We start from the raw sequence: 17,872 nt of genomic DNA, 5'->3' as shown, positions 1-17,872 counted from the left end.
GCCTGACGTGCGGTCAGAACTGCGCGAGCTCCCGGACCAGCCGGGCCGCGTCGACCGTGCCGACGCCGGTGGCCTGGTCGTAGCCGGGGCCGGCGGTGTAGCCGGAGGCGCCGGTCGAGCCGGTGGTGACGTCCACGATGCCCTTGGCGTGCGCGCCGTAGAGGGCATACAGCTGGTCGTCGATCACGCCGAGGCGGTGACCGGCGGCCTGGTCGGCGAGCGCGACGACACCGGCGAAGAGCGGGGAGGACTCACTGGTGCCCGCGCCGTCCGCGGTCCAGCCGGTGTTCGCCGGGTCGTAGCTGGAGTACAGCCAGAGCGCGCCGTTCGGCGAGCCGGCCATGCTGATGTCGGGCGTGCCGCGGTGGGCGCCGACCACCGAGCGGACCGGGTCCTGGTAGTGCGGGCGGGCGAAGACCTTGGACAGCTCGCCGCCGCTGCCGGACCAGGCGGCGTCGGGGGCGGTGCGCCGGCCCTGGTCGTCCAGCGTCAGTTCGGTGCCGCCGACTGCGGTGACCAGCGGGTCGCCGGCCGGCCAGGCGGCGTCCAGCCTGGTCGAGTCGCCGCCGCCGTCGCCGGAGCTCGCGGTGAGCGTGACGCCGTGCCGGGCCGCGTTCTGGAAGGCGTAGCGCAGCGTGGTCAGGCTGGTGTAGTCGCCCTGGCCGAAGCCGGGGAACTCGGCCTCGCTGGTGGCCCAGCTCATCGAGACCACGTCGGCCTGGTCGGCGTCGACCAGGTGGTTGATGCCGCTCATCATCTCGGGGATCCCGGTCGGGCCCTCGGTCTCGGCGACCCCGGTCTCCAGCAGCACGATCCTCGCCCCGGGCGCCACCGCGTGCGCGGCCTCCACGTCGAGGGTGGTCTCGCCGGCCCAGCCGGTCATGTCGCTGTTCTTCGGGTCGAACGCCGGGACCTGCCCCCACTGGACCACGTCCACCTGGGTGCTCGCGATGCCCCAGTGCGCCGACCAGACGTCCAGGTCGTGCTGGATGGTCGGGGAGCCGAAGGAGTCGACGATCACGATGGTCCGGCCGGCGCCGGTGATCCCGTGGCGGTAGAGCGGGTCGAGGTTGTACGCGGTGCGGTACTGGAGCGGGGAGTAGCAGGCGCGGTGCAGCTGGGTCACGCACTGACTGGTCGGCAGCGGGGCCGCGAGCACCGGGTCGTCGGCGGGAGCGGCGTGGCGCAGCGGGTGGACCGCGGGCCGGGCGGCGCTCGCGGTGGCGGTCCCGGTGGTGCTGGACTGGCTGACGGTGGGCAGCAGCGCGAGCGCGAAGGCGCCGGCGGCGGCCGCGGCCAGCCGCAGACGGGCGGTCATGGGCACGACGGTTTCCCCTCCCGGGTGAGGCACAAGGGCGGTTGACGGGTGCTGCGGTTGACGGGTGCTGCGGTTGACGGGTGCTGCGGTCGGATCCTGTGTTGATGTGCTCAGGTCACAGGCCATCGCATTCGTCCCAGCTTGTCAACGAGGCCTCAGGGTCGCTGTCACGCCGCCGGATCCGCTGCGCGACTACGGGGGGCGACCGGCCGCCGCGCGGCGGTCAGCGCCCGACCTGGTGGATCACCGCCGCGAGCAGGCCCGGGAACCCTTCGCGCTCCAGGAAGAACCGTGGCTCGGCGGTGGCCGGGTCCGACCGCCAGTGCCACCAGCCCGGCGGGTCCGCCGGGGCGTGCCAGGCCAGCCAGCGGCGGAACGCCTCGTCACCGAGCAGCAGGAAGGCCCACGGCAGCAGCTCGGGCGCCGCCGGGGCCGCGATCGGCACGCCCGCCACGGTCTGCAGCCACTCGCGCAGGAAGTCGATCCGGTCGCGCTCGGCCCGCCCGGGGCGGCCGGACCGGCGCGGACGACCCGCGCTGCCCGGCCGGCCCGGGCGACTCAGCCGGCGGGTCAGGCCGCGGCGGCGCAGCTCGCGGACGGTGGCGGTGTGCAGCCGGGCCAGGCTGAGCAGGCTGCCCGTGGGTGGCTGCGGCACCTGCACGGTGTCGGCCGGCCGAGCCAGGACGAGCTCGGGCGCGGCGCCGAACAGGGCGTCAAGGAGCAGCGCGTCGGGGCGGGACAGCGGGCCGTCGGTCCGGTGGCCCGGGCGCAGGGTGTAGCCGTCCGGGTCGCCGACCACCTCGATCCGGCCGGCCTGGCAGAGCCAGAGGAAGCCGGCGAGCAGGCCGCGCAGCGGGTTGTCCACCCCGACCAGCCCGGCGGCGAGCAGGCAGCTGAGCGTCGGCAGCCCGGCCTGCGCGTCGCGGCGGCCGGACGGCGCGGGGGACGGGGAGGGTGACGCGGCGGCGGGTGGCACGGGGTCGGCGTCCGTCCCGGCGTCGGTCGCCGTCTCGGCCGCCGTCGCCGTCTCGGTCTGGGTCTCGGCCTGCGACATGGCCGCCATCCCCCCTCTCGCGCTGCGGACCGCGGACCTACGATCATGCCTGCCGCGGCCCGCCTTGGCCATGACCATGCCCGTCCGGATGACGGCGAGTCACGACACACCGGGAGTGGCCGGATTCGCATCCAAGTCGGTGTGTCCCGTCGGGTGTTCCTCCAAAGCGCGGCGGGGGAACGGCATCACCACTGTTCCCGGTGGTGGTTGTTAGCGTGGGTGGATGACTGGCACAGTGCACTCGGCGTGGCACACCCGTCCCGCCGTGGCGGCCGCCCCGGGCACGCCGGCAGCGCTCGCCGCGGGCGCGCCCGCGGTGCCGGAGCCGGCCGCAGTCCGCGCGCGGACCACGCAACCGCTCGGTGACCCCGGGCTGATCGACGCCGTCGCGGCGGCGGGCGACGGCGCCCCGGTCGGGTCGGCCGAGCCCGGCCCGGCCCGGGCTGCGCACCGTGCGGACCGTCAACACCCGCTGCCACCAACGGATTACGATGATGATCTTTGATCGTTCGTCGGCTATCGTGCTCCTTTCCCGCTGCCGGCTCGAACACGAGAGACCACACCATGCCGCTACCGTCCGGTCCCCAGCCGCCCAGCCGGCTGACCGAGCAGTACCCCGCCCGTCCGCGCCGAGTGGTGGTCACCGGGGTCGGGGCTATCTCCCCGCTCGGGGGCGACGCTGCGCAGACCTGGGCGGGCCTGCTCGGGGGTAGATCCGGGATCCGGCAGCTGACCGCGCCGGAGTTCGACGGGCTGCCGGTGCGGGTCGCGGCGCCGAGCGCGGTCGAGCCGGCGGAGCTGCTGCCGCGGCCGCAGGCGCGCACCATGAGCCGGGCCGCCCAGTTCGCCGTCCTGGCGGCCCGCGAGGCCTGGGCGGACGCCGGCCTCCCCGCCTCGGCGGCCCGGGACGGCTTGGTCGACGCCCGGCGGCTCGGGGTGTCGATAGGCACCATCCTCGGCGGCGCGCCGCTGCTGCTCACCGCCGACCAGGCCCTGCACGAGCACGGCGCCCGGCGGGTCTCGCCGCACAGCACCCCGATGATGATGCCCAGCGGCGCCGCGGCCCAGATCGCGATCGACCTCGGCGCCCGGGCCGAGGCCCGCACGGTGGTCTCCGGCTGCGCGTCCGGCGCCGAGGCGATCGGGCAGGCGATCGACCGGATCCGCACCGGACACGCCGACCTGGTGATCGCCGGCGGGACCGAGGCGGTGATCATCCCCGCGATCCTGGCCTCGTTCAGCGCCATGCGGGCGCTCTCGGCCGTGGCGGCCGGCCCCGAGCACGCCTCCCGGCCGTTCGACCGGGACCGCGACGGGTTCGTGCTCGGCGAGGGGGCGGGCCTGCTGGTGCTGGAGGCCGAGGAGCACGCGCTGGCCCGCGGTGCCCGGATCTACTGCGAGGCCGCCGGCTGGGGGCTCTCGGTCGACGCGCACCACATGGTCGCACCGCGCGCCGACGCCGAGGGCGTGGTGGACGCGATCCACCGGGCGCTCGCCGACGCCGGGGCCAAGCCGGACCAGGTCGCGCACGTCAACGCCCACGCCACCGCCACGCCGGCCGGCGACGCCACCGAAGTGACCGCGCTCTGCCGGGTCTTCGGCTCCGAGGTCGACCGGATCCCGGTCACCGCGCCGAAGGGCGCGCTCGGGCACCTCCAGGGCGCGGCCGGCGGGGTGGAGGCGGTGGCGACGGTGCTCACGCTGCGGCACGGACTGATCCCGCCGACCGTCGGTTTCAGCCAACCGGACGACGGCAATCCGCTGGACATCGTCGCCGGCAAGCCGCGCCCGCTGCCGCGCAGCGGCGACCTGGCGCTGAGCAACTCCTACGGCTTCGGCGGCCACAACGCGGTGGTGGCCTTCCGCCGCTGCACCTGACGCCGCTGCACCTGAGGCCTAGGGACCCGGGGCCCGCGGCCGAGCCGCGGCGCGGGCCTGACCGCCCGGGCGGCCGGTCGTGACCTGCTCGGGTCGTCCGGCTCAGGCACCCGGGACACCGGCGCCGGGACGGTGGGAGGGCAACCAGCCCCACCACCCGACCGGGAGCGTTCCCGATGCCCCGACCCGCCGCCACCACCGCCGCGCCGTCCGACCCCGGCGCGACGCGGCTCGACCGGTCCGTCCAGCTCGGCCCGTGCCAGTACCGCGTCCTGATCCGGGCCGGTGCCGGGGCGCGCGCCGCGCTGACCGCGGCCGCCCGCGACCTGGGCGCGGCCCGTTTCCTGCTGGTCGCGGCGGCGCGCACCCCCGCGGACCAGCTGGCCGAGGCCGCCGCGACCCTCGCACCGGCCGGCGAACTGCTGGTGCTGCGCGGCGCGCCCGGCGTCCCGCTGAGCTTCCCCGAGCCGACCCCCGACACGGTGGTGGTGCTGCTGGGCGGCCGGCGCGCGCTGCGGGCCGGCCTGGCCTGCGCCGGGCGGGCCCGGCTGGTCCACCTGCCGACCACGCTGGCGGCGATGTGCGACGCGGCGGTCGGCGTCCAGCCCGACGGCGCGGGCGGCCTGCGGGCGCCGGCCCAGGTCTGGTGCCGCCCCGACCTGCTGCGCGGGCCGCAGCACGCGGGCCTCTACCCGCTGCTGCGCAACGTGCTCGCCATCTGCCCCTACCACCTCCGCGCGGTCGCCGACCGGCTGCGGCCCGACGGTCGCTACCCGGCACCCGTGCTCGCCGCCTTCGTCGCGCTCTGCGTGGAGGCCCGCGCCGGGGTGCTCGCCTACGACCCGCTCGGCACCGGCCCCGGCACCGTGCTCCGCTACGGCGAGGGCACCCTGCAGGGGCTGCTGCGGGCCGCCCGGACCGCCCGCCGGCTCGGGCTGCTGGACGCCGCCGACGAGGCCGCGCACCACGAGCTGCTGGCCGCGGCCGGGGTCCGGGTGGTGCCGAGCGAGCCCACTCCCGAGGTGGCCGAGCTGGTGCTGCTGCGCGCCCTGGGCCACCCGCACACCACCGCCGGCTCGCTGCTCACCCCGGTCCGGGCCGACCGCACCGCCGTCGACGCCACCGCGGTGGCCGACGCGGACACCCTCGACACCCTCGACACCGCCGACACCGCCGCGCCCCCGGTGGCCCGGGACGCCGGTCGCCCGGTCCCGGTCCGGGCGGGCCGATAACCGGGACCAGGACGCGGCCCACCACCCGGGCGACCGGGACATCGGGACGCCGACCGTGGAACCACGGCCACCGCGGGCTGCGGCCCGCACCGCCGAAGTCCCCTTCGGTACCGAACCGCACGACTGAGAACCGCTTCAGCACCGAACCGCACAAGGAAACGGAGCCCTCCGTGTCCCCCCAGAACCCCACCGTCCAGAACCCCACCGTCCAGAACCCCACCGCGACCACCCCCGCCCACGGCCTGTTCACCACCGGCACCCCCACCGACTCGTGGACCGTCCGCACCGCGCTGCCCGTCGACTACCGGGTGCGCACCGTCCCGAACGTGCTCGATCCCGCCAACCCCGCGCTCGCCCGCGCGGGCGCCCCGGCCCACGGCGGCCCGCGGCGCCGGCTGCTGGTGGTCGAGGCCAAGGTCGACGAGCTCTACGGCGAGCGGATCCGCGCCTACTGCACGGCCCAGCGGATCGAGCACCGGATCCTCGTCCTGCTCGCCAACGAGCAGGTGAAGAGCATGGCGGCGGTCTTCCGGGTCGCCGAGGAGATGGACCGCTTCGGGCTGGCCCGGCGCGGCGAGCCGGTGATCGCGATCGGCGGCGGCGTGCTGACCGACGTGGTCGGCCTGGCCTGCAGCCTCTACCGGCGCAGCACGCCGTTCGTCCGGGTCCCGACCACCCTGATCGGCCTGGTGGACGCCGGCGTCGGGGCCAAGACCGGCGTGAACTTCGGCGAACACAAGAACCGGCTGGGCACCTACCACCCGGCCGCCGAGACCCTGCTCGACCCGGCCTTCCTGGCCACCCTGGACCGCCGGCACGTCAGCAACGGCCTGGCGGAGATCCTCAAGGTCGCGCTGATCAAGGACCGGGAGCTGTTCGGACTGCTGGAACGGCACGGCGAGGCGCTGCGGTCCACCAGGTTCCAGCACCCGGCCGCCGCCGAGGTGATCAACCGCGCGGTGCACGGGATGCTCAGCGAACTCCAGCCCAACCTCTGGGAGAAGACCCTGGAGCGGGCGATGGACTACGGCCACTCGTTCAGCCCGACCCTGGAGATGCGGGCGCTGCCCGAGTTGCTGCACGGCGAGGCCGTCTGCGTCGACATGGCGCTGACCTCGGTGCTGGCCGCCCGGCGCGGGCTGCTCGACCCGGTCGAGTGCGCCCGGATCCTCACCCTGATGCGGCGGCTGCAACTGCCGGTCCACCACCGGCTGCTGGAACCCGGGCTGCTGCACGACGCGCTGACCGACACCGTCCGCCACCGCGACGGCCGGCAACGGCTGCCGCTGCCGGTAGGCATCGGCGCCGGGATCTTCGTCGACGACCTGACGCCGCACGAACTGACCCGTGCCGTGCACGAACTCCACTCGGCAGCCGCGACCCTGACCGACCGTCAGGCCGACGAACCGCAGCGGCGGAGCGCAAACGCGGACCAGGCCGCCTGAGTCCGAGGAGGTGAGGGACCATGCGCAGCGGCATCATCGTCGCGAGCACCCGGGAACGGGCCCAGGTCCACGGCGTGCACGGCGCCACCGGCCTGACCTACTGGGCCTGCCTGGCCCGCCGCACCGGGCTGCACGGGGGGTGGGAGGCCATCGAGTGGGCCTGCCTGCCCCCGGGCGGGGTCAGCGGCGAGCACCTGCACACCCGTACCGAGGAGCTCTACCTGCTCCTCACCGGCCACGGCGAGATCAGCCTGGACGGCCGGCGCCACCGGGTCACCGCCGGCGACGCGGTACTGACCGGCCTCGGCACCCGCCACGGCCTGCGCAACACCGGCGACGAACCCCTGGAATGGCTGGTGATCGAGTTGACCGCCGTCGACCCCACGACCGCACCCACCACCGGCGGCACGCCCGGCCGCACCCCCGACACCACGACGGGGGCCTCCCCCGGTCGACCGATCGAGGCACCCCCCACCACCGACCTGCCCCACCCGCTGCTGCACAGCACCGTGGTGACCAACCTGCGCCGGATCGGCCCGCTCGACCCGCGGGTGGTGCTGACCGGGCCGCTGCGCAGCGTCGAGGTGGTCGGCCTGAACGCCGCCGAACGCATCGAGCTGGCCGCGGACGGCGTGGAGCACACCGTCTTCGTGACCGCCGGCAGCGGCCACGCGGGCACCGGCGAGGTGCGGGTGCCGCTGGCCCCGGGCACCTCGATCACCCTGCCGCTCGGCACCGCCGCCGCGCTGACCGCCGGACTCGACGGTCTGGAGTACGTGCACGCGGTGCTCACCGTCCCGACCGGAGGCCACTCGTGATCACCACCACCGTCGCCCGGCCGGCCGTCCTGGTCGGCCGGGGCACCGAGCGGATCCGGATCCGCTGCCTGGCCCGCCGGGGCATGCTGCACAGCGAGACCGAGGCGGTCGACCACGTCCGGCTCAGCCCCGGCGCCTGCTACGACCTGACCGGGCGCGGACAGAGCGAGGCCGCCTGGTACGTGCTGCGCGGCCCGGTCGCCCTGCTCGGCAGCCGGGGCGAACGGACGCTGGTCGAGGGCGACCTGGTGCTGGCCCCGCGCGGCGACCGGGTGCACCTGCACGGCGGCCCGTTCGGCGCCGAACTGCTCTGCCTGACCCTCACCCCGCGCGCCACCAGCGACCGGCTGCCGGCGCGCCGACCCGCACTCACCCGTAATCCCGACCAGCCGGAGGAACTCCCGTGAACGCCCGTACCGTCCACCACGTCGCCTACACCGTCCCCGACCTGGAAGCGGCGATCGCCTTCTTCACCGACGCCCTGGGCGCCGAACTCGCCTACACCACGGGCCCGCTGAGCGACCGCGGCGACTGGATGACCCGTCACCTGGGCGTCCACCCGCGCGCCGTGGTGCACCTGGCGATGCTGCGCCTGGGTCCGACCCTCAACCTGGAGCTGTTCGAGTACCAGGTGCCGGACCAGCGCAAGGCGCTGCCGATGAACAGCGACTGGGGCGGCCACCACCTGGCGCTCTGGGTCGAGGACCCGGCGGAACTGGCGTCCGAGGTGCGCCGGCTGGCCGCCTACCCCGGGGTGCGGGTGCTGGGCGGGGTCGACACCGTCACCAGCGGGCCGATCAAGGGGACCCGCTGGGTCTACCTGACCACGCCCTGGGGGATGCAGCTCGAACTCGTCCACGCACCCGCCCGGCAGCCCTTCCACGAGGACACCCCGGTGCGGCTCTTCGAACCGGAGGGCTCGGCCCGATGAACGAGAACCGCCCGAGGAACGGGAGCAGCCCGCTGAACGGCATCTGGGCCGCCGGCGCGCCGCCGGTGGTGACCGGCGAGGTCGAGGAGCTGACCGCCGACGTGGTGATCATCGGCTCCGGGGCGGGCGGGGCCACCACCGCCTGGGCACTGGCCGGCAGCGGCGCCCGGGTGCTGGTGCTGGAGCGCGGCGGCTTCCTGCCCCGCGAGGCGGCCAACTGGTCGCCGCAGGCCGTCTTCGCCGAGCAGCGCTACCACAACGCCGAGCCCTGGCGGACGCCGGACGGCCGCCGGTTCACCTCCACCGCGCACTACTACGTGGGCGGCACCACCAAGGTGTACGGCGCGAGCCTGCCGCGGCTGCGGGTCGCGGACTTCGGCCCGGTGGCCCACCCGGGGGGCCTCTCCCCCGCCTGGCCCTTCGACTACGCCGAACTGGAGCCGCACTACGCGGCGGCCGAGCGCCTCTACCGGGTGCACGGCCCCGCCGACCCCGGCGCCGACCCGACCGCCCCGCCGCGCTCGACCCCCTTCCCGCACCCGCCGGTGCCGCACGAGGCACCGGTCGCCGAGCTCGAACGGCGGCTGCGTGCCCAGGGCCTGCACCCCTACCCGCTGGAGCTGGGGATCGACCTGGGCCCGGACCGCCCGTGCCGGCGCTGCGGCACCTGCGACGCCTTCCCCTGCCGGGTGGGCGCCAAGAACGACGCCGAGACCCGGGCGCTGCGCCCGGCGCTGCGGCGCGGCAACGTCCGGCTGCTCACCCACACCTACGTGCACCGGCTGGCGACCGGGCCGGACGGGCGGCGGGTGACCACCGTGCACGCACTGCGCGCCGGCCGCCCGCTCACCGTCCGGGCCGGCACCGTGGTGGTCAGCGCCGGTGCGATCAACTCGGCCGCACTGCTGCTGCGTTCGGCCTCCGACCGGCACCCGGCGGGGCTGGCGAACGGCTCCGGCCTGGTCGGGCGCAACCTGATGCTGCACAACAACTCCGTGCTGGTGGCGATCGACCCGCGCCGGCGCAACCCGGTCACCTTCCAGAAGACACTGGCCGTCAACGACTTCTACCAGCCGGGACCGCACACCCCCGAGCCGCTCGGCAACCTGCAGCTGATGGGCAAGATCCGCGCCGAGATGCTGCCGCCGCGGCTGCCCCACCGGCTGCGCGCCGCCGTCGCCGCGCACAGCCTGGACTGGTGGGTGATGTCCGAGGACCTGCCCGACCCGCGCAACCGGGTCACCCTGGCCCCCGACGGGCAGATCACCCTGCACCGGGTGCCCACCAACACCCGGGCCCACCGCGACCTGCTGCGGGCCGCCCGCCGGATGCTGCACCGGGCCGGCTACCCGCTGGTGCTCGCGCACCGGATGGGCGTCGAGGCCACCGGCCACCAGTGCGGCACCACGGTGGCCGGCCCGGACGGGCGGGACTCGGTGCTCGACCCGTACTGCCGCAGCCACCAGGTGGCCAACCTCTACGTGGTGGACGGCGGCTTCTTCCCGTCCTCCGCCGCCGTCAACCCGACCCTGACCATCGCCGCGCAGGCCCTGCGGGTCGCCCGGCACGGCGGACTGCTCGACTGACGGTCCGTCATCTCTTGTCCCCCTGCTGAGGAGAACCCATGTCCACCGCCCAGGCCGCCGTGGTCCGCGCACCCGGCGCCCCCTTCCGGATCGAGCCGGTCCGGCTCGACGACGTGCGGCCGCACGAGGTGCTGGTCGAGGTCGAGGCCGCCGGGATCTGCCACACCGACCTGAGCGTGCGCGCCGGCCACACGCCCTTCCCGCTGCCCGGGGTGCTCGGGCACGAGGGGGTCGGGCGGGTGGCGGCGGTCGGTGCGGCCGTCACCGCCACCGCACCCGGTGACCGGGTGCTGCTGACCTTCGACTCCTGCGGCGGCTGCCTCGCCTGCCAGGCCGGCCGCCCGGTCCAGTGCGTGCACTGGCCGGCGCTCAACCTGTTCGGCGGCACCCGACTGGACGGCTCCACCGTGCTGCGGGACGCCGCGGGCCGCGCCCTGAACGGCAAGTTCTTCGGCCAGTCCTCGTTCGCCACCCTGGCGCTCGGTTCCGAGCGCAACGTGGTCCCGGTGCCCGCCGACCTGCCCGCCGAGCTGCTGGCGCCGTTCGGCTGCGGCGTGCAGACGGGCGCGGGCGCGGTGCTCAACGTGCTGCGCCCTGAACCGGGACAGAGCCTGGCGGTGTTCGGCGCCGGCGCGGTCGGCCTCTCGGCGGTGCTGGCGGCCCGGCTGACGGCGGCCACCCGGATCGTGGCGGTCGACCTCAACCCGGCCCGGCTCGCGCTGGCCCGGCAGCTCGGCGCCACCGAGACCGTCGACGCCCGCACCGAGGAGGTCGGGCGACTGCGCGACCTGGACCGGATCCTGGAGACCAGCGGCGACCTCCGCGCGCTGCGCACCGCGGTGGCGGCGCTCGCCGTCGGCGGCGTGCTCGGGGTGGTGGGCGCACCGCCGAAGGGCACCGAGCTCGGCCTGGACGTGCCGCAACTGCTGGACCGGGGGCCGCGGATCGTCGGCATCAACCAGGGTGCCAGCCTGCCGCGGCAGTTCCTGCCCGCGCTGATCGAGTTGCACCGGGCCGGGCGCTTCCCGGTGGACCGGCTGGTCCGCAGCTACCCGTTCGAGCAGATCGAACAGGCGGCCGAGGACGCGCGGGCCGGGCGGACCGTCAAGCCGGTGCTCCTGCTGCGCTGACCGGTGCACCCGCCGCGCCGACCGGTGCACCCGCCGCGCCGATCCGGCGATCAGCTGCGGACACCGCACGAAACCGTTCGGTCACCGGATGACTACTGTTAGTGTTCATTCGTGGACGATTCCTTGGGCGAGTCCCTGGACGATTCCTTTGTCAACGATGCCTCGGCTCCGGACGGCGCCCCGCCCCAGTCGCCGCCCCGTGCGGCCGACGGCGACCTGCGGGTGCTGCTGGTCGACGACCACCCGCTCTTCCGGGCCGGTCTGCGGGCCGCCCTGGAGAGCGAGCCGGGCGTGACCGTGGTGGGCGAGGCCGAGGCCGCGGGCCCGGTGCCCGACGCCGTCGAGCAGCACCGCCCGGACGTGGTGGTGATGGACCTCTCGCTGCCCGACGCCTCCGGCCTGGACGCCACCCGCAAGCTCGCCGCGCTGCACCCCGGGCTCCCGGTGCTGATGCTGACCATGGCCGCCGACGACGGCAGCCTGCTCGCCGCGCTGCAGGCCGGCGCCCGCGGCTACCTGGTCAAGGGCGCCGGTCGCGAGGAGGTGCTGCACGCGGTGCGCACCGTGGCGGCCGGCGGCGCGGTCTTCGGTGCGGACATCGCCGCCCGGATCACCACCCTGCTGGCCGGCAGCCGGCTGCGCGAGGCCGGGCAGCTCTTCCCCAGCCTGACCAGCCGGGAGGCCGAGGTGCTGGACCTGGTCGCGCGCGGCCTGGACAACCACCGGATCGCCCGCGAGCTGGTGGTGGCCGAGAAGACCGTGCGCAACCACGTCACACACATCTTCGAGAAGCTCAACGTGGCCACCCGGGCCGAGGCGGTGGCCCGGGCCCGGGACATGGGCCTGGGCGACGGCGGGAACTGAGCCGCGGCCGGCCCGGCCCGGGGCTGTCGGATCCGGGCCCGGGCCGGGTCCGCGGGCCCGGTTCGGGTCCGGTTCGGGACGGCGGCCTCAGGCGACCGGGACCGGGGGCCGCCGAGGATGGAGCCCGATCGAAGCGAGGGGGCGGCCGGAGGAGGGCACCATGCGCGTGGCGACCAGAACCGCACCCGAGCGGGCCGCGGCCACCCCGGCCCGGCCCGCCACCGCACCGTCCGCCGCCTACGGCGTCTGCGGGCTGACCCTGCTCTGCGGCTTCGGCTGGGTGGTGCTGGCCCTCACCCAGCTCGACGACCCGGCCCGCAACGCGGCCATCCCCTACGACTGGGCCTCGCTGCTGCTCGGCTTCGGCCTCGCGCTGTCGGGACTGTTCATCCTGGCCCACCGCTCCGGCAACGGGCTGGGCCGGCTGCTGCTCGCCGCCGGCTTCCTGACCTGCCTGTCCCGGTTCCTGCTGATCGCGCTGGCGGTCGCCGACGCCGGTCCGCCGTGGGCCGACCTCGGTGCCGGGGTGCTGGTGCTGGCCGCGAGCGTCTTCGTCTTCACCATGTACTCCGTGCCGCTCTGGTTCCCCGACGGCCGGCTGCCGCGCCGGTGGGGCCGCGGCTACGCAGCTCTGCTGCTGCTCCTGAGCACCGCCCAGGGCTACTCCGACCGCGCGGGCGAGAGCAGCTACTACGGCCTGCCGAACCCGCTGGAGCGCGGCTGGTGGGGCCGGCTCGAGGTGCACGTGACCGCGGCCCTGGACCCGTGGATCGACTGGGTCGCACCGGCGCTGATCGCGCTGGGCGTGCTGATCGCCGTGGTCCGCCGGCACCGCTCCCCCGGTGCCAGGCTCCAGCAGGTGGCGGTGCTGGCGCCCTGGCTGGTCTGGAACACGCTGAACTTCCTCGCCTACCACCTGGACTGGACCGGGACCCCGTACTTCGTCTTCAACTCGATCATCGCCGGCCTGTGGCCGTTCGCCCTGATCCTCGCCTTCTCCCGGGACCGCTCCTGGCAGCTGGACCGGGCAGGGCGGCAGGTGCTGACCAGTTTCACCCTGGTGGCACTGCTGATCTTCGGCTACTTCCTGCTCGGCCTGGAGCTGCCCAAGCTGCTGCCGCACGCCGACACCGGCGACGCCCAGGTGATGGCCGGCTGCGCCCTGGTCCTCGGGGTGCTGCTGCGGCCCACCGCGCGCGGGGTCAGCCGGGCCGTCGACCGCTTCTACTACGGCGACCGGGCCCGCCCCTACCAGGTCGCCCGGGACCTGGCCGAACGGCTGAGCCGCGCGGTCAGCCCCGCCGAGGCGCCGCCGCTGCTCTGCCGCACCGTGGTGCGCGCCCTGGGCCTGCCCGGGGCCCGGGTGGTGGTCGCCACCCGCGAGGGGCCGCGGGAGCTCGCCGCCCTGGGCCGACCCGACGGCAGGGCCGGCGCCGAGGTCTTCCCGATCAGCTCCGAGGGCGCGGTGATCGGCGAACTGCACGCACCGCCGCGCTCGGGGCAGCAGGCACTGGACCGGCAGGACCGCGCGGTGCTGCGCTTCCTGGCCGACCAGTCCGCCCCGGCGCTGGCCTCGCTACGGCTCTACGAGGAGCTGCAGGCCAGCCGCAAGCAGCTGGTGCTGGCCCGCGAGGAGGAGCGCAAGCGCCTGCGGCACGACCTGCACGACGGCCTCGGCCCGGCCCTGTCCGGCCTGCGGCTGCAGATCGACGCGGCGCGCAGCTCGCTGCCCGCCGACTGCCCGGCCGAGGAGCCGCTGCGCACCGCCTCGCGGGGCATCGGCACCGCCATCGACGAGCTGCGCCGGATCACCGACGGGCTGGCTCCGGCCGAGCTCGGCCGGGTCGGCCTGACCAGCGCGTTGCGCGAACTGGCCGGCCGGTTGGACGGCGCGCGGCTGCAGGTCACCGTGGAGCTCGAACCGGACCCGCTGCCGCCGCTGCCGGCCGCCGTCGAGGTCGCGCTCTACCGGATCAGCGGCGAGGCGCTGAACAACGTGCTGCGGCACTCCGGCGCGGCGCGGGCCAGGCTCGCGCTGCGGGTGGCGGCCGACCGGGTCTCGGTGGAGGCCAGCGATGACGGGGCCGGCTTCCCGGCCCACGCCGGGGCGGCCGGGGTGGGGCTGCGGTCGATGGCCGAGCGGGCCGAGGAGCTGGGCGGCAGCTTCAGCGCCGCCAACGACGCCCGCGGCGCGGTGGTGCGGGCGGTCCTGCCGTGCGGCGCCGACGGCGGGGTGGCGGGCGGGGTGGACGGCGGGGTCGGCGGGGTCGGCGGGGTCGACGGGCACCCGAACGGCTGAACCGGGCAGCGGTCGGGGGTAGCGACTGGGGGCCGCGGGCAGTGGCCGGCGCGCCCGGGTCCCGTCCGAAGTCGGGACCAGGACCTCATGTCATCGGGACCGGCCCACCGCGATAGTCGAAGCATCGGTCCTCGGCCGTGTCCCCCCAGGGCCCGAGGAGCGGAGGCAAGGAGGAACCCCCATGACCACCCCGACCCCAGTCCCCGTCCGCCCGGTCGACGATCCCGAGGCGCCGGAAGAGGCCGAGCGGCAGGCGCCCCAGCCGGAGTCCCCGGACCACGTGCCGGACCCGACCGAGGACGGCAGCCGGGCGACCTGCCGCCCGCCCGACAACGGCTGCCAGAAGTAGCGGCCCACCCGCACGGCGGGCAGCACCGACAGGAGGGCCGGCCGCCGCAGTCCCAGCACTGCGGCGGCCGGCCCGTTGCGGTGTCCGGATTCAGCTGTCGCCCGGCATGCCGGACATCGGCGTCGCGCCCGCGGGCATCGCGGGCGTCGCGGGCGTCGGCGCAGCCGCCGGGGCCCCCGCCATCGGCATCGCGCCGCCCAGGTCGAGCACCGCGCCCGGGGTCACCGTGAAGGGCCGCATCATGCCGCCGTCCTCGTGCTCCAGCAGGTGGCAGTGGTACATGAAGCGGCCGGTGGCGCCGGTGAACTGCGCGGCGATCCGCACCAGTTGGCCGGGCGGGACCTGGATGGTGTCCTTCCACCCCTGGTCGCTCGGCGCCACCGCCAGCGGCCCGCGGAAGGCCACCGGGCTGCCCGCCGCGGTGCCGCCCGCCGCCTGCCGGAACCCGGAGACGTCCCAGTCCTCCCGGCTCAGCGCCTGGAAGCGGACCAGGTGCAGGTGCACGGGGTGCAGCGCGATGCTCAGGTTGAGGATCGTCCACACCTCCCAACCATCCTGCCGGACGTGCCAGTTGAGGGTGTCGTCGAAGGTCCGGGCGACCCGCCGGTAGCAGCTGAGCTGCCCGGTGGCGTCCCTGAGCTGGACCAGTCCGTCGGTGGGCTCGGCCCCCGGCGCCGCGTCCGGCTCCGCGCCCGCCATCTCCCAGAGCTGGAAGTCGCCCTGCGGGTCGGTGGCGAGCAGCAGCATCCGATGGGTGTGCTCCGGCAGGGCGTCGTGCGACAGCCTGGTGTAGGACGGCGCGAGCCGGGCGGGCAGCGCGAAGGGGTCGCCGGCCGGCTCCCGGGCCACCCGGAACTCCAGCACACCGGTGTCGGTCAGCCGCTGGTCCGGGTGCGGTTCGGCCGGTGACGCGCCGGGCGGCAGCGGTTCGCCCTCGTAGGGGGCGATCGCGGAGTTGACCAGGCGCAGCGTGCGCCCGGCCAGTGCACCGAAGTCGATCAGCAGGTCGGCCCGCTCGGCCGGGGTGAGGGCCAGTCCGCCGTCCGGCAGCGGGACCGGGGCGCCGAGCAGCCCGGCGTCGGTGCCGATCTGCCAGACCGCGCCCGGCACCCGCTCGCCCTGCTCGTCCACCAGGTGCAGCCGGTAGGCGCGGCCGTTGGCGGCGTTCAGCACCCGGAACCGGTACCAGCGGGCGCGCACCTCCAGGTAGGGCCAGATCGCGCCGTTGACCAGGGTGTACGGCCCGAAGAAGGGCAGCGGCGCGGCCGTCTTGTGCAGCAGCCGCCCGGTGAAGCGCCCGTCCGGGCCGAGTTCCAGGTTGCGGTCGCAGAGCACCAGCGGCACCTCGTAGGGCCCGGCGGGCAGCCCGAGCGCGTCCTCCTCCTCGTCCCGCACCAGGTAGAGCCCGGCCAGGCCGGCCTGCACGTTGAGCCGGGTGATGCCCATCGCGTGGTCGTGGTACCAGAGCAGGGTGGCGGGCTGGTCGTTCGGGTACTCGGCCAGCTGGGACTCGCCGGGCAGCACCGCGTTCTCGGTCCAGCCGTCGTGGCCGCCGCCGGTGCGCCCGCCGTGCAGGTGGGTGACGGTCCAGGCGGGCAGCAGGGCGGCCGCCCGGTCGACGTCGGCCGGGTCGATGCCGGGTTGGTCGTCGGCGGGCGGCGGGGTCATCGGGACGGTGCCGTCGACCACCGGGAACGGCGTGTCGATCCGGTTGGTCCAGACCACTCGGAGCCGCTGCCCGCGCCGCACCTCGATGGTGGGGCCGGGGAAGCTGCCCTCGTAGGTCCAGAGCGGGGTCGGGGGCAGCTCGCTGTGCAGCCGCCGGTGGCTGGAGCGCAGCTGGAGCCGGAGCTCGGCCGGACGGTCCTCGCCGTTCGGGTGCACCAGGTGCGGTAGGCCGACCGGGTGGTGCGGGCGGAGCACCGGCGGGATCGGCAGCGGGTCGCGGAACGTGCCGAGCCGCGGCGGGTCGGTCGGGCCCGCCGGAGCGGGCGCCGGCCTGGCTGCGGCCGGGTCGGGGGGCGGTCCTGCGGGTACGGTCGACGGGGCCGGGGTGGGGTCGGCGGGCGCGGTCATGGCGCCACCTCCTCGGGTCGGGCGGGGCCGGTCGGTATCCACCGTGCTGCGTCGGTTGTCCCACTCGCACGGGGCGTGGGTCCCGTCCGCCCGGGAGTCGTCCCGTAGGTGAGGGGGCACCGGCCTGGTCTGGCGTACGACCAGGGAGGCACAATCGTGCACATGACGCATTCGGAGGAACCGCAGACCGGCGAGGCACCGGCGATGTCCGAGTCCCCCTGGGTCGGCTTCGTCCGCAGCATCGCCGCGCAAGTGACCGAGCACGCCCCGGGCAAGAAGCTGATCGGACCGATCGCCTACGCGGTCGACAACTCCTGGCGGGTGCTCGCCTACAACGACGCCTTCGAGGAGCTCTTCGCCGACGGCCGGGTGCCGGAGAACATGTTCAAGTGGATGGTCTGGGAGGGCCGCGAGCAGCTCCCCGAGCACAGCCGGTACTGGGTGCGCCGGGTGGTCCCGCAGCTGGAGACGCTGCTGGAGGAGTTCCCCGACCAGCCCGAACTGATGGAGCTGGCCCGCTGGACCGAGCGGACCGTGGGCGGCCCGCTCCGGCTGGCCGGCCGGACCGGCCCGGACGGCGAGATCCGTCCGTTCATCCACGCCCGCTACGGCGCCGGCGCCATGTGGATCGGCGCCGCCACCCCGATGACCAGTGCCGGCCGGGTGGTCTTCGCCCACTTCTACGAAGGGGCGAGCCCGGAGGAGGTGCGCAGGCTGCTCGGCGCCGTGCCCGGGCGGCAGGGCGCAGCCTGAGCCACGTCCACCGGCCCCGGGGGGGGGGGGGGGGGGGGGGGGGGGGGGGGGGGGGGGGGGGGGTGGGGTGTTTAAAATTTTTTGTTTTTTTTTCTCTCCTTTTCCCCCCCCCCCCCCCCCCCTCCCCCCCCCCCCCCCC

At 75.7% G+C, this 17,872-nt stretch carries 16 protein-coding genes; 13 read left to right on the top strand and 3 right to left on the bottom strand.

Translation table 11 applies throughout. The features are described from left to right. Positions 1-13 precede the first annotated feature (13 nt). Both ACQRUO_RS11805 and ACQRUO_RS11800 read right to left on the bottom strand, forming a co-directional pair. Complete coding sequence (locus ACQRUO_RS11805; RefSeq protein ID WP_428315766.1) at positions 14-1,318, bottom strand: S53 family peptidase; 1,305 nt, start codon at positions 1,316-1,318, stop codon at positions 14-16. A gap of 223 nt (positions 1,319-1,541) precedes the next feature. Then, complete coding sequence (locus ACQRUO_RS11800; RefSeq protein ID WP_428315765.1) at positions 1,542-2,372, bottom strand: hypothetical protein; 831 nt, start codon at positions 2,370-2,372, stop codon at positions 1,542-1,544. 223 nt (positions 2,373-2,595) lie between these two features. Between ACQRUO_RS11800 and ACQRUO_RS11795 the strand changes: the two genes are divergently transcribed. From ACQRUO_RS11795 to ACQRUO_RS11740, 12 genes are all read left to right on the top strand, one after another. Continuing rightward, positions 2,596-2,877 (top strand): hypothetical protein, encoded by a 282-nt coding sequence (locus tag ACQRUO_RS11795; protein ID WP_428315764.1) that lies wholly within the window; start codon positions 2,596-2,598, stop codon positions 2,875-2,877. Between the two features lie 59 nt (positions 2,878-2,936). Then, on the top strand, positions 2,937-4,250 hold the full coding sequence (locus tag ACQRUO_RS11790; protein ID WP_428315763.1) for a beta-ketoacyl-[acyl-carrier-protein] synthase family protein: 1,314 nt from the start codon (positions 2,937-2,939) through the stop codon (positions 4,248-4,250). 176 nt (positions 4,251-4,426) lie between these two features. Then, a complete protein-coding gene (locus ACQRUO_RS11785) occupies positions 4,427-5,482 on the top strand; it encodes a hypothetical protein (protein ID WP_428315762.1) in 1,056 nt (351 codons plus the stop codon). A gap of 170 nt (positions 5,483-5,652) precedes the next feature. Next, positions 5,653-6,927, top strand: a complete 1,275-nt coding sequence (locus ACQRUO_RS11780) for a sedoheptulose 7-phosphate cyclase (RefSeq protein ID WP_428315761.1) — start codon at positions 5,653-5,655, stop codon at positions 6,925-6,927. A gap of 20 nt (positions 6,928-6,947) precedes the next feature. After that, positions 6,948-7,745, top strand: a complete 798-nt coding sequence (locus ACQRUO_RS11775) for a cupin domain-containing protein (RefSeq protein ID WP_428315760.1) — start codon at positions 6,948-6,950, stop codon at positions 7,743-7,745. After that, positions 7,742-8,152, top strand: a complete 411-nt coding sequence (locus ACQRUO_RS11770) for a hypothetical protein (protein ID WP_428315759.1) — start codon at positions 7,742-7,744, stop codon at positions 8,150-8,152. The genes ACQRUO_RS11775 and ACQRUO_RS11770 overlap by 4 nt, the downstream gene beginning before the upstream one ends. Beyond that, positions 8,149-8,676 (top strand): VOC family protein, encoded by a 528-nt coding sequence (locus ACQRUO_RS11765; RefSeq protein ID WP_428315758.1) that lies wholly within the window; start codon positions 8,149-8,151, stop codon positions 8,674-8,676. Before ACQRUO_RS11770 ends, ACQRUO_RS11765 begins: the two co-directional genes overlap by 4 nt. Then, a complete protein-coding gene (locus tag ACQRUO_RS11760) occupies positions 8,673-10,262 on the top strand; it encodes an FAD-dependent oxidoreductase (protein WP_428315757.1) in 1,590 nt (529 codons plus the stop codon). Before ACQRUO_RS11765 ends, ACQRUO_RS11760 begins: the two co-directional genes overlap by 4 nt. Positions 10,263-10,300: 38 nt before the next feature. Further along, on the top strand, positions 10,301-11,392 hold the full coding sequence (locus tag ACQRUO_RS11755; RefSeq protein WP_428315756.1) for an NAD(P)-dependent alcohol dehydrogenase: 1,092 nt from the start codon (positions 10,301-10,303) through the stop codon (positions 11,390-11,392). A gap of 216 nt (positions 11,393-11,608) precedes the next feature. Continuing rightward, positions 11,609-12,256 carry a response regulator gene (locus tag ACQRUO_RS11750; RefSeq protein ID WP_428315785.1) on the top strand — a complete coding sequence of 216 codons (648 nt, stop codon included), beginning with the start codon at positions 11,609-11,611 and terminating at the stop codon, positions 12,254-12,256. A gap of 160 nt (positions 12,257-12,416) precedes the next feature. Further along, on the top strand, positions 12,417-14,555 hold the full coding sequence (locus ACQRUO_RS11745; protein WP_428315755.1) for a sensor histidine kinase: 2,139 nt from the start codon (positions 12,417-12,419) through the stop codon (positions 14,553-14,555). 181 nt (positions 14,556-14,736) lie between these two features. Then, positions 14,737-14,904, top strand: coding sequence for a hypothetical protein (locus tag ACQRUO_RS11740; RefSeq protein ID WP_428315754.1), 168 nt, complete (start codon positions 14,737-14,739; stop codon positions 14,902-14,904). A 90-nt stretch (positions 14,905-14,994) separates the two neighbouring features. Here ACQRUO_RS11740 and ACQRUO_RS11735 read toward each other — a convergent pair whose 3' ends face one another. Beyond that, on the bottom strand, positions 14,995-16,980 hold the full coding sequence (locus ACQRUO_RS11735) for a multicopper oxidase family protein (protein ID WP_428315753.1): 1,986 nt from the start codon (positions 16,978-16,980) through the stop codon (positions 14,995-14,997). Between the two features lie 162 nt (positions 16,981-17,142). Here ACQRUO_RS11735 and ACQRUO_RS11730 point away from each other — a divergent pair, with 162 nt between their 5' ends. Then, entirely contained in the window at positions 17,143-17,733 is a 591-nt protein-coding gene (locus ACQRUO_RS11730) for a hypothetical protein (protein ID WP_428315752.1), read from the top strand. Positions 17,734-17,872 lie beyond the last annotated feature (139 nt).

It is taken from the genome of Kitasatospora sp. LaBMicrA B282 (assembly GCF_050325825.1).
Lineage (GTDB): Bacteria > Actinomycetota > Actinomycetes > Streptomycetales > Streptomycetaceae > Kitasatospora.
Note: the sequence above shows the minus strand (reverse complement) of the source record. Positions and strands in the feature narration are given on the sequence as shown.